The following is a 12,971-nucleotide window of genomic DNA, read 5'->3' on the forward strand; positions in this document are numbered from 1 at the left end:
ACTTCAGGTATAAAAGTTTAAAATTCACTTTCAATGTTAAAATCTACCATAGACCCGGCCTGTACCGGTTTGTTTTCAACTTTATTTTTAGACTATATTCAACATAAAAAGGAATTAAAACACTTTTATCAGGAGTTTCCGGAACTGGGGCATTTCAAAAAAGCCATTGCAGAGAAGGCTTTTGACCAGGAAAAGAGAAATACCCTTGTAAGGGTTTTGAAGGAGCAATATACTGGCTTTGATTCCTCCCGGGTCAGTAGCAATATTGACAAACTAAAGCAGCCCAATACCTTTACCGTGACCACCGGGCACCAATTGAACCTGATGACAGGGCCTTCTTTTTTTATCTACAAAATAGTTTCCACCCTTTTATTGGCCAAAAAGCTACAGGAGACTTATCCAGATTGTCACTTTGTGCCCGTTTATTGGATGGCCTCTGAGGACCATGATTTTGAAGAAATCAATCATTTTCATTTTGACGGAAAGGAATATCGCTGGGATTCCGATCAGAAAGGGCCTGTGGGTGATTTTGTATTGGACAAGTCTGTTAAGCAACTGATGCAGGAATGGGATTTTCTGCCCGATTTTTTTAGGGAAGCCTATACCCACAGCAAATGCCTGAAAGAAGCGGTTAGAAAATACGTGCACCATTTATTTGCCGATCAGGGTTTGGTGATTCTCGATGCCAACGATAAGGCATTGAAAAAATCATTCTTGCCCATTATTAAGGATGATCTGTATTCCCAAAAGGCCAATGAGCTGGTCAAACAGCGCAATGAGGCATTGCAAGCTGCCGGGTACCCTACACAGATATTCCCCAGAGAGATAAATTTTTTCTACATGGAGCCAGGAAGAAGGGAACGATTGATTCACCAGCAAGGTCTGTTCAGGACCCATGATGGGAAGGATGAATGGACAGAAAAGGAGATGGAGTCCCTGCTGGAAGAATATCCGGAAAAATTCAGTCCTAATGTAGTCATGCGTCCCTTATATCAGGAAGTCGTTCTTCCCAATTTGGCTTACCTGGGAGGGCCGGCAGAAATTGCTTATTGGTTTCAACTGAAGGGAGTTTTTGACCACTATAAGGTCGATTTTCCTTTCCTTTTGCCGAGAAATTTTGCCTTGATCGTTCCAAGGGTAATCCAGCGAAAGATAAAAAAGTTGGGTTTCAAACCCGAAGAGCTTTTTTTATCCGTCGATAAGCTAAGGGTTGATTACGTTTATGAGCACTCAGAGGAAGATTTAAAATTATTGCAGGAAAAAGAACAGCTGAAAAGCCTGTTTTTGTCCCTGGAAGAAAAGGCTGGTGGTCTGGACAGTACTTTGATATATGCGGTGAAGGCCGCACTGAACAGGACTGATAAGATTATCAATCAGTTGGGGGTGAAATTCAGGAAAGCTGCGGAGCGCAAGCAAGAGGATGCTGTCAGGCAGATATTTGAAATAAAAGAAGGTTTGTTTCCCAACGGAACCTTGCAGGAAAGAAAGGTCAATTTTCTGGAATTTTATTTAAAGGATAAAAGTTTTATTGACGGGCTTTACAAAACATTTGATCCTTTGGATTTTAATTTCATAATTTTGCAGGAGGATGGAAGCGAAGAAAGAGCTAAGGAAGACTTTTAAGACCCATAGAGAAGCACTGGGAGCAGGTGAGCGGGAATTACGTTCTCAGAAAATTACCAGCCAAGCCCTGGCTTTTCTAGCTCATTTTCCTGAAGTACAGCATATTCATTTATTTTTACCCATCAAAAAACTGTATGAAATCAATACGGTATTATTATTGCAGAGGCTTTTTGATAGTGGGTATCAGGTGTATGGTTCCATTACGGACAGGGCGGCGCATCGGCTAAAAACGGTGCGGTTTTCCACCAATACATTTTTCCGGGAAGATCCGATGGGAATACCGGTTCCGGAACAGCCTGAATATGCCAATGAGGAGTTGATAGATTTGGTATTTGTACCCCTACTTGGAGTAGATGCGGAAGGTAACAGAATAGGTTACGGTTTGGGTTTTTATGACCGGTTTTTTCCACAGCTAAGAAAAGAGGTGGTCAAAGTGGGGCTGTCTTATTTCAAGCCTGAAGGTAGTTTGCCGAAAGATGCGCATGATGTGCCCTTAAATGCTTGTGTGTTTCCAGATGGATTTGTAATTTTTAATCAATAGTTTTTCTAAAAAAGCAGTATTATGGTAAAAAAATCGATGATTGTAGTTTTTGCCCTCCTTATGGGATTATCCCTGATAAATGAGAGCAAAGCCCAGACCTATGCCACAGGGATAGGGCTAAGAGCAGGTGTAAGCAATGGATTGACGGTCAAGCATTTTATCCAAAGCGATGTAGCTCTGGAAGGAATACTTCATACCCGATGGAGGGGATTGGTCATCACCGGATTATATGAAGTGCACAAAAATATCCGAGAAGTCAGGGGCTTGCGTTGGTTTTACGGTGGTGGTGCCCATATTGGGAGCTGGAATAGTGGGAATCCTCCACCACCTTGGGCAGATTCCGGATACAGGGGGTCTACCATTGTAGGGATAGATGGGATCATCGGTCTGGATTATAAGTTTGAGGATGCACCGATCAACTTATCCCTGGATTATAAACCCGCCTTTAATATCATCAATGGAGGTGGTTTCTGGGGGGATGAGGTAGCTCTTTCTATCCGATTTACCTTCTAAAAAAAGAAAAACCGCTGAAAACCCTTCAGCGGTTTTTTATCATCTTTTTTTATTCCTGGGGGACCAATTTGATCAACAAACCTGTCCCCTCTGTAACAGCATAAATGTATCCGTCAGGGCTTTCGGCCACATGTCTTACGCGGCCAATGTCCTGCAATAATTTTTCTTCATTTGCATAGTTGTTACCAGCTAGTTCAACCCGGGCTATATGTTGGCTTTTGAGAGCACCTACCAATAAGTTTCCTTTCCATTCAGGGTATCGGTCAGAGGTGACGATCATAGAACCACAGGGAGCAATGGATGGCCTCCAGAAATGAATGGGCTGCTCCATACCCGCTTTCACGGTGTCTTCGGTGATAATGCTGTCGTCATAATCAATGCCATAGGTGATTTCAGGCCAGCCGTAATTTTTTCCTTTCTCAAGGATATTGATTTCATCTCCTCCCTTGGGACCATGTTCTATACCAAAAATCCGATCATTGGCCTTGTCATAGACCAAGCCCTGAGGATTTCGGTTGCCATAGGTCCAGATAGAAGCTACAGCCCCTGTTTCGTTGACAAATGGATTGTCTTCAGGGACCCGTCCATCATCATGTATCCGATGGATTTTTCCATGGAAGTTCTCCAATGTTTGGGCATTTTCAGGATTGCTTCCTCTTTCACCATTACTAAAATAAAGGTAATTGTCTTTGTCAAAAACTATCCGGCTGCCAAAATGTCTGCCACCTTCTACAGCAGGAGCGGTGATGATCAAGTCTTCCTTTTCGACCAGTGAATTTCCCTGAACTTTGGCCCTCATGATGGCAGTAGCTCCGCCACCTTCCACCGGTTTGGCATAGGATAGGTAAATCCAACCATTGTCCGCATGATTGGGATGGGTTTGAATGTCAAGCAAACCTGCCTGATTTACCTCATGTACAGCAGGCACTCCTGCTAATTTTTCTCCTGTGTATTGATCATCTTTGAATACCAGGATTTCACCTTTCCTTTCTGTAATCAGCATGGTACCATCTGAAAGCCAGGTCATTCCCCATGGGTTTTCCAATTCCTGATACAGCGTATCCACCTTGAAAGAAAGCTTTTCAGAACTTATGGCAAAGGGATCAGGGGCCGCCTGCTTTTCCTTTCCTGACTGACATGCTGCTATCAGGCCAGCTGAAATTAAAATAATATTACTAATAAGTTTTGTTTTCATTATTATTTAGTTTTATAAAGTGCGAATATACGATTTTTTCAGTAATTTCTTCGGGTCTTTGCCTGAGTTTAAAATTTCACCCGCTGGTAATTTAACCTTTCATTATCCTGTAGTCGTTGCAGCTACCAGCAAGGCTTCTACCCCTATAAATATCCAGAAAGGATAAAATGCATTTGGTAGGATATTAACGTCAAAATTCATTATTTCAATGAATACGTAAATAATATATTGTGTTTTACACTAATAAAAAAATTTTGTACTTCATATTTCACTTATTTTTTATATTTATCTTTTATGCAGGTGTAATTTATTTTACTTTTATCACTGGAAACCAACGCCTACCAAACTATTTAACCTTTCAAAATCTCAATTGAACTGCCCAAAAACTATGTTCATCGAATATTTTCATTTGCCTTGATAAGATTTCGGATCTTAGAGGTATTAAACAGCAGCATGAATTAAGAAAGAGAAAGATTTTAACACCAAATAAAATGAAAAACAGCAAAAAATTTAACGGATTGAAATTATTGTTAGTATTTGGATTGTCTGTTATTACTATGGTCTCCTGCATAGATCAGCCCATAGAAGGACCAGCGGGATCAGGTAATACGCAATCCATCGAGACACTACAGGCTTCCAATGCCTTTGATTGGAAAACGTCAGAAAAGGTACTTGTTTCAGTAAAGGGCTTATCTGCGGATATTGCGATCAGCAGGACCCTTACTTTTGAAACCGAAAATGGCAACGAATTTTATGCAGGGGTGCAGCAGATGGGAGCCGATTTTGAGATGGCTTTTGATTTGCCTGCACACATCAGGGAAGTCACCATGAGGTTTGGTAGTTTGGAAAAAAAGGCCGAGGTAACCAACAACAAGGTTTCATTTGACTTTATCGTAGACATGGGACAGGATGATGTTGAGCCATAGCCGAGGGGTTTAGATCCATAAAGGAAATTGTTTTAAAAATTTTTAAAATTTAAATCATGAAAAAAACAGCGATATTAACTTATATTTTAAGCTTTTTGGTCTATCCATTATTTGCACAGGATCATACCGTGGAAATAGATGCTGAGTTGGGAGACAGAAACAACTATTTCGCTACCTGCTGGTCTATGGGAGCGGTTACTGTTAGTGACAACGGGGAGACCCTAATTTCTGGCGATTATAGTTTAAGGACCAATCAGGTTACCAACGAATCCAATACCGCTACCTGGATAAAATCTCCCTGGCTGAAGCTTGAAGACGGAAACGTAACTTTCAAAACGAGGCTTGATGGCAATGCTGGTGGCAATAGAAATATCCTGGTACAAATTATTGCTTACGACCCTGACAATGAAAGTACAGGTGAAGGTGATGTGGCTGAAATTGGCTCTTTTGAATTTCCCAATCCCATTAACCGTCAAACTGAAGTTCACGAAGTGGCTGTAAGTATTCCAGAGAATTATATTGGAGAAACGGTCAGGGTTTTTATCAGTTTTGTGGGTTCCGGAGGATCTGCCAGAATCGGGATGGATGAGTTGGTGATTCCAGGAGAATATGCTTCGGACCCATCTGAGAGTTGTTTGCCAGTTAGCCCAAAGAGTGATGCTGATGGAGATGGAGTGGCTGATGATGAGGAGTCCTATCCGGAGGACAAGTACAGGGCTTTCAATAATTACTTATCTGGATCAGACTATGGAACGCTTATGTTTGAAGATTTATGGCCTGCAAAAGGAGATTATGATTTTAATGATCTGGTGGTAGACTACAGGATCAATCGGATTACAGATGCTGAGGGAGATGTAGTAGAGGTTGTGATAGAGCTTATAACAAGAGCTGCGGGAGCCGGTTTCAGCAATGGATTTGGAATAGAGTTCACTGGTTTGGCTCCTGAGAAAGTGATAAAGGTAGAGGGAATAAAAACCAAGTCAGGAAGCATCCATACTTTTACTGAAAATGGATTGGAAGCAGGCAATGAGTTCGCTACCATTATTCCCTTTGACGATGTGGATTTGGTTCTTACACATCCCGGAAAAGGTGCATTGGGTATCAATACAGACCCCAAATTTGGTTTTCAGGAGGTGAAATTGCAAACCATTGTAATGACACTGAAAGAAAATGGAGAAACCACTGAAGCAGGTCCTACCCCTCTGGAGGACCTGGAAATGGAAAACTTCAATCCCTTTTTGATAGTAGATCAAAACAGAGCTGTTGAAGTACACTTACCTGGAAAAAGGCCAACCAGGCATGCCGATCAATCCCTCTTTGGAACCAAGGAAGACGGTAGTACAGCAGGTGGGAAAAGTTATTATAGGAATAAAGAAAACGGTTTACCCTGGGGACTGAATGTATCCGTAAGTATTCCATACATGGTAAATAAGGAACCGATCACCAAAGGTTATACCCAATTTTTCGAATGGGTAACCTCCGGAGGAACGGCTTATCCGGACTGGTACGTTAATAAGAGTGGATACCGGGATAATAAGCTCCTGCTGAATGCAAATTTAACGGAACATGTTATCATCAGGCCCACACGACCTACCCACAGGTAAGCAATTGTGGTCATATTCAGGAAGAGAAAATTCAGGTAGGCTTAGGCACTGCCTGAATTTTCTTCCTCATTTTAATAAACCACGCTTCAATTATTATGTTGTTGATGGTCAGAGTTTAGATTTATTTTTGGTTTTAGGATAAAAGGACTATTTTAGCATTATAATTATTTATTTTGTGTTTTTACCGTAGGAATAACAGCAGGTTTTTAATAGAAATTTCATGGGATATTTAACTTTAAACAGGCAGCTTGTTTTTTTTAATAGGTTTCTGCCGATGATGGCAATGCTTTTTTTGATTGTTTTTACAGGTAAGGCACAGGTTGTCACCGTCACCGGAGAGGAAAACAATGTAGCGATTGAACAGGTAAACTATTTAATTAATGGTGAAGAGTTGATACAAACTTCTCCTGAAGGGAACCAAAACCCCAGCCCTGAAGATGCACCGGTGGTGATCAGTTCCATCTTGACAGCGGAAGGAAGAACCATTTTTGCGACCACAAGAAATCCTTCCGTTACCAATCCTAACCCTGCCATAGGCAGTAATGAAATCAGGCCTGCTGCCATTCAAATAGTCCGGTCCGACAATACCATCATTTCACACAGAGATGCCGCATTTATTGAAAATCTGGAAGCGGTGGTTTCCACTCCTGATATCAGGTCCTACTGGGACATCAATGCCCAGCCTTCTATTCCAAGGGGAGAACAATTTGTTGATTTGATGTACAATGGACCTGTAGTAACTTCCGGTTACCTCCTCTATACAGAACGAGATGGCAATTCACCTACTGACTTTATTGCTCTGGGTAGGGATGGAGAGCCCATTGAAGGGGCAAATGTCATCGAAGTTAGGGGGTTTCAATGGCAAACAGGAATCAATCACGTTGAAAATGTCCCTGAACAGGCACAGGAAATGATCCTTTTTTCTCCGGGCATATTTGAGTCCGGGGAACCCATTTATGGGATACGGATTATTGCTGTAAACGAACCCGATGGAAAGCTCGTGTTTTTTGTGAACGCTATTTCTGCCAGTCCGGATGTAGCGGAGCGGGTAAATAGTGAACTTGGCGGCGAGGCAGTTCTGAATATTTTCGACAATGATGAACTCAATGGTTTGCCTTTGAATCCCATAGATGTGCAGCTCAACATCATTGAAGACTTTCCCGCGGGTACAGCTGTCTTGAACCCGGATGGTACAGTAGATGTCCCGCCCAATACTGCACCCGGTGATTATACACTTATTTATGAAATCAGTGCGGGCAGTGATTCAGATCAGACGGAAGTGACCATTGAAGTTATCGAATACAAACCTGAGGCATTTGATGATGCCGCTGAGTTGGAGGATAGTTTTGCGCAGGACAGTTTGTTGAATGTACTGGACAATGACATGTTGAACGGACTACCGGCTCTGATTGAGAATGTTAATCTAAGCACAGTAAGCAATGATGCACCGGATTTTATCGAACTTACAGCCGATGGCTCCATTGATATTGCCGTAGGTATTCCTTCAGGTAGCTACAACCTGGTGTATCAGATTTGTGATGCAGCAGACCCTGGCAAATGTGATCAGGCAGAGGTAAGTATTGTAGTAGCCCCAACCCTGTTGGTAGCCGTGGATGATAATTTTGGTAATGTGAATCTCAACCGCGCCGGTGTAATTGGGGACGTGGTAGCCAATGATCTTTTGAATGGAGAACCTATTGGAGAGGATCGGGTAGTCGTTGATTTGCTGGATGCTGACGGATTAGTAGGCATCAGTCTTTCACCTGAAGGAGCGTTATCCATTCCCGAAGGTCTGCCCAACGGAAACTACGAACTGCTTTATGAGTTGAAAGAAATCATTAATCCAGGAAATTCGGATCAGGGAACCATCAGGTTTTCACTGCTAGATATACAGTTGGAAGCCAATGACGATGAGTCCGTGACCAACCAAAACCAACCTGTGGATATCCATTTGCTTGAAAATGATTTTATCAATACCGGTGAGTTGCTGCCTGAAACCCTGGTGATTATTACAGATCCGGAGAATGGCAGTCTTGAACAGCAGGAGAATGGTTCGGTCACTTACAGCCCGGATGTCAACTTTTCCGGCTCGGACAGCTTTACTTATGAAATTTGTGAAAATACAGACAGGCAATTTTGCGATCGCGCTGTGGTCAACATTACTGTAAGGCCAATACAGCTGGAAGTATCAAAGGTTCCTAATGTAACGGAGATTCCCGTTGGAGGCATGCTCTCCTATACCCTACAATTGACTAACAACTCAGCATTTGATCTGGAAAACGTTCGAATAGAGGATATACTTCCTGAGGGCTTGATGTTTTTATCAGCTGTACCTGCGCAGACGGAGGATAATGTTTGGTTGCTTGAAAATATCGGCTCAGGAGAAGCTTTCATGATCAATTTGGAAGTCATGGGATCAGCTTTGGGACAGGTGGTCAATATTGCTGAAATCAGTATTGGCGAATACGAGAATTTGGCACAGGCGGTACCGGTTAGCATCCTGGCCAGGCCTGTGGATATCAGTATCACCAAATCATCATTTGATATTGATATCTATGAGGGCAATGAATTTGAATATGAGATCCGGGTCGTAAACAATGGTGAGGGACCAGGGGAGGGAATTACGGTAAATGATGCCTTGCCTTCAGGTCTGACCTATCTTGGTTTTACAGGAGATGCAGAGGCATCCGTTTCAGGGAATACGATAAGTTGGACCATTGGCAGCATTGGAGCAGGTGAGGAGATGGTTTTCCGGATCCGGGTTCAAGCTACCGGCACCGGAGCGATTACCAATACAGTGACTTTGCAGGTGCCTGAAGATCAGGAGAATGTTTCCCTTGTTCAGGAAGCGAGTGATACCAATCAGGTGAATCCTTTCTTTATACCCAATGTCATCACTCCGGGAGCGGTAGATGGGAAGAATGATACCTTTGAGATCAGGGGAATTGAAAGATTTACTCAAAGCAGTTTGACCATTCTGAATAGAAATGGTGACCATGTGTTTGCTTCGGACGATTACCAGAATGATTGGGCCGCAGGCGGACTCAATGCCGGATCTTACTATTACGTATTGGTCATTACGGACAGTATGGGAGATGCCCAAACTTATAAGGGATGGGTTCAGGTAGTCAAATAATTATTTTGTGTTTATCGGGAGCATTTAAAATGGGAAATCAATGAAGAATATTTTTAGCGTTTTTGGATTTTTAATGGTTTTTAGTGGATTGGGGTTTAATATTGCTGAAGCCCAGCAGTTGCCCCAATTCAGCCAGTACATGTTCAATGGATTGCATATCAATCCGGCTTATGCAGGATATAAGGGAGAGCACTACATTCAATCTACTTACCGTAGTCAGTGGGCCGGATTGCCAGGAGCCCCCACTACTTTTACCCTTACAGCTGATTTGAGTGCCAATGAGGGTTTGATGGGCTTTGGTGCTTCTATACTCGCCGATGAGCAAGGTCCTGCCAAAACCAATTCCGGTTTATTGACGTATGCCTACAGGATCCAAACGGGGAGTGCCTCATTTTTGGGCTTTGGAATAAGCGGAGGCGTCACGGAATATGCCATTGACGGTTCCATGTTTAATCCCAATGATTTTGATGATGCAGAAATTCCTGAAGGAAGGATCAACTTATTTACTCCGAATTTGAATACCGGGGTGTTTTTTCACAGTCCGGATTTTTTCGCTGGTTTTAGTGCCTATAACCTGATCGGTCGGAATGCTTTGGAAAATGAAGCGGTAGCACTGGCTTACCACAATGTGCATTATTACCTGACCGCAGGTGGCTTGTTGCCCCTTTCCGATCAGGTGCAGTTCAAGCCTTCCTTTTTATTGAGAAATGGAGGAAGCGGGCCGAGCAATCTGGATTTAAATGGGATGTTTTTGTTTATGGACAGGATATGGGCAGGGGCTTCCTACCGTACCAATCTCAAGTTGGGACAAAATGAATTGCCTGAAGGTTTGTCTGCCAGAAATGCCGTAGCATTGATCCTTGAATTGTTTGCCACAGAAAACCTCAGGTTAGGTTACGCCTATGATGTGCAGACCAATGCATTCAGTGGTTTAAGAAATAATTCCCATGAAATCTCCATTGGCTACTATATTTCTCCAAGAAAAGTGAATATGAACAACCCTAGATGGTTCTAAATATGAAAAATATTTTTACATATCTGATTCCCACGTTATTATTTGGATTTTTGTCCGTTTCAGCTACTGCGCAAAGTGGTTTACTACGATATGCGGACAGGAAGCTTGCAGAAGAAAATTATTTTGAAGCTGGCCAGGGATTTGTCGATGCCTATGCCCGGAAGCCTACCTATCAGGCGGCAAAAGGTGCGGCCATGGCTTTTGATGTGTTAAGAGATTATCCTAAATCTTACAATTGGTGGGAAAAGGCAGTCGCTTTTGCAGATGCCGATGAAAATGATTGGTTATACTATATCGCTGCGGCCAATAGGGCAGGTGAAAAAAATGCGGTTTTTGCAGCGTTGGATTCCCTGAAGTCAGGTGAGTATGATGCCATCAAAAACCTGCATTTGGATTCATTGCAGTACTGGTACCGGTCGGAAGGTAATGCCGGACTCAAAAGGCTGGAAGGTATCAACAGTTCAAGTACAGAGTTTGGTTGGGTAAAGGATCAGCGGGGCAGGATATACTTTACCTCTGACAGGGGAGGGGAATCTGACCGTGAGAAAAAGGCTTTACGAATTGACAAGGGTTATAAATATTACAATAAATCGTCCGACTGGACAGGAAGGGATTATTTAGGAATATACCGCATGGAAGAAGATGGAACGGTATCCCCGTTCGAAGTTCCGGTTCCCGAGGTTTTTCATGCCTCGGATCCATATGTGTTGCAGGAGCAGGAAGTAATTTTTTATACGTTGACACGTGACATCAGGCGACCCAAAAATTATGAAGTTCACTCAGAAGTTTATTTCAGCCGCTTGGATGATGCAGGAAATCCTGGTGATTTCAGGGGACTGCCTGTCAATGCAGCACTGGAATACAGTGTAAAGAGCCCCTTTGTGGACGAAAGCAACAACAGGCTATATTTCTCTTCAGATATGCCTGGGGGTCAGGGAGGTTTTGACCTATACTACATGGCATTTGATGATGATTTTGAATTTCAGGAGCCTGTGAATTTAGGTCCTTTGGTAAATTCGGAAGGCAATGAGATAGACCCTTTCATGCAGGACGACAAGTTTTATTTTGCTTCTGATGGGCATCCCGGACTTGGAGCTTTGGATATTTTCGTTTCAGATATCAGCAATGAGGCTTTTGCAGGAGTCAAAAATATGGGGCTTCCCTATAATTCACCTCAAGATGATTTTGGTTTTTATGAGACAGCAGAAAACAGGGTTTTGATTTCATCCAACCGACCGGAAAGCAGTGGATGGGATGATATATTTGAGTTGGAGACTTTGTATAAGGATTTCCAGGCACTGGTATTGGGTTGTGATGGAGAAAGGGTTTCAGGTCCTCTGGAGGTATCCCTGACGGAAGGGGCTCAAAAAGTCAATATTGATGTAAACCAAGAAGAAGAAGGCATGCTGCTGGCCGAGATGGCCCCTGACCAAGACCATGAAATCCAGATTAAAAAACCAGGTTTTTTTGCTGTGCAGGATAAAAATCTGACTACTAAGGGATTGAGCTCGGGTACATTGGAAAAGACTTATCAGATGGTTAGAATTCCTTACAATACGGCAGTACATGTAGACTTGGTGTATTACAACCTGGATGAATCAGCCATCAGGTCTGATGCGGAAGCTCCCCTGGATAAAGTAGCAGAACTATTGAAATCCTATTCATTTTTAAATATTGTGGTAAGGTCCCATACGGATGCCAGGGCCAGTGAGGCCTATAATGAAGCCCTAAGTGAAAAAAGAGCTGACGCAGTAAGGGATTATCTGGGCAAATATGGTGTGGCCAGGTCAAGGATAGAATCAGAGTGGCTGGGAGAAACTGAGCTGGCCAATGACTGTGGAGATGGGAAGCCATGTCCGGAAGACTACCACCAATTGAACAGAAGGACCGAATTGTTGCTGCTGGCATTTCCGGAAGAAGGAAGGGCCTACCAAATACCGCCGGAATTGCAGGAGGTAGATTTGTGCGATATCAGTAACATTCAGATTCCGGAGGAATTGCCTACCATTTATTTTGGTTTTGACAAAGCAGAGCTAAAAGTGGAAGACATGATGGCTTTGGAAAGGGTGGCACTGATGCTGAGAAACATGATTAATCGTCGGCTTGCCATTATGGGTCATACCGATTCCAGAGGTTCGGCAGCCTATAACGAAGAGTTGTCTAAAAGGAGAGCCCTGGTGGTGAAAAACTACCTGGAAGGAAAAGGAATTGCATCCGATCGGTTGGTATATGAATTTTTTGGTAAGACCAAACCCGTCAACGATTGCGATGAGGTCCCCTGTACACCGGAAATGCATCAACGCAATCGAAGAACGGAAATGGTACTTCCCAGCATCCCCAATCCTAAGAAAAGCTGGACAAAAAAGCAGGACCAATAAGAAGGGAACAGGATATAAAAAAAGGAGCTGATTTTAGCTC

9 protein-coding genes are annotated in these 12,971 nt (G+C 42.9%); 8 read left to right on the forward strand and 1 reads right to left on the reverse strand.

The features are described 5' to 3' along the window. The first annotated feature begins 33 nt into the window (after window positions 1-33). From bshC to GL182_RS00700, 3 genes are read left to right on the forward strand one after another with little or no spacing between them, the layout of a single operon-like run. Entirely contained in the window at window positions 34-1,623 is a 1,590-nt protein-coding gene (bshC, locus tag GL182_RS00690; protein ID WP_163377649.1) for a bacillithiol biosynthesis cysteine-adding enzyme BshC, read from the forward strand. Beyond that, the gene (locus GL182_RS00695) at window positions 1,589-2,164 is read left to right on the forward strand and encodes a 5-formyltetrahydrofolate cyclo-ligase (RefSeq protein WP_163377650.1); all 576 of its coding nucleotides are present in this window, start codon (window positions 1,589-1,591) and stop codon (window positions 2,162-2,164) included. Before bshC ends, GL182_RS00695 begins: the two co-directional genes overlap by 35 nt. 21 nt (window positions 2,165-2,185) lie before the next feature. Further along, window positions 2,186-2,677 carry a hypothetical protein gene (locus tag GL182_RS00700; protein WP_163377651.1) on the forward strand — a complete coding sequence of 164 codons (492 nt, stop codon included), beginning with the start codon at window positions 2,186-2,188 and terminating at the stop codon, window positions 2,675-2,677. Window positions 2,678-2,726: 49 nt separating this feature from the next. Here GL182_RS00700 and GL182_RS00705 read toward each other — a convergent pair whose 3' ends face one another. Next, window positions 2,727-3,872 carry a PQQ-dependent sugar dehydrogenase gene (locus GL182_RS00705; RefSeq protein ID WP_163377652.1) on the reverse strand — a complete coding sequence of 382 codons (1,146 nt, stop codon included), beginning with the start codon at window positions 3,870-3,872 and terminating at the stop codon, window positions 2,727-2,729. Between the two features lie 491 nt (window positions 3,873-4,363). Here GL182_RS00705 and GL182_RS00710 point away from each other — a divergent pair, with 491 nt between their 5' ends. The 5 genes from GL182_RS00710 (at window position 4,364) to GL182_RS00730 (ending at window position 12,931) form a co-directional block, all read left to right on the forward strand. Further along, window positions 4,364-4,798, forward strand: coding sequence for a hypothetical protein (locus tag GL182_RS00710; RefSeq protein ID WP_163377653.1), 435 nt, complete (start codon window positions 4,364-4,366; stop codon window positions 4,796-4,798). Window positions 4,799-4,854: 56 nt separating this feature from the next. Continuing rightward, window positions 4,855-6,402 (forward strand): LruC domain-containing protein, encoded by a 1,548-nt coding sequence (locus tag GL182_RS00715; protein WP_163377654.1) that lies wholly within the window; start codon window positions 4,855-4,857, stop codon window positions 6,400-6,402. A 274-nt stretch (window positions 6,403-6,676) separates the two neighbouring features. Then, window positions 6,677-9,538, forward strand: a complete 2,862-nt coding sequence (locus GL182_RS00720; RefSeq protein WP_163377655.1) for a gliding motility-associated C-terminal domain-containing protein — start codon at window positions 6,677-6,679, stop codon at window positions 9,536-9,538. Between the two features lie 40 nt (window positions 9,539-9,578). Further along, a complete protein-coding gene (locus GL182_RS00725; RefSeq protein ID WP_163377656.1) occupies window positions 9,579-10,553 on the forward strand; it encodes a type IX secretion system membrane protein PorP/SprF in 975 nt (324 codons plus the stop codon). Window positions 10,554-10,555: 2 nt separating this feature from the next. Beyond that, entirely contained in the window at window positions 10,556-12,931 is a 2,376-nt protein-coding gene (locus GL182_RS00730; protein WP_163377657.1) for an OmpA family protein, read from the forward strand. Window positions 12,932-12,971 lie beyond the last annotated feature (40 nt).

The sequence above is a fragment of the Cyclobacterium sp. SYSU L10401 genome (assembly GCF_010993705.1).
Classification (GTDB): Bacteria; Bacteroidota; Bacteroidia; order Cytophagales; family Cyclobacteriaceae; genus Cyclobacterium.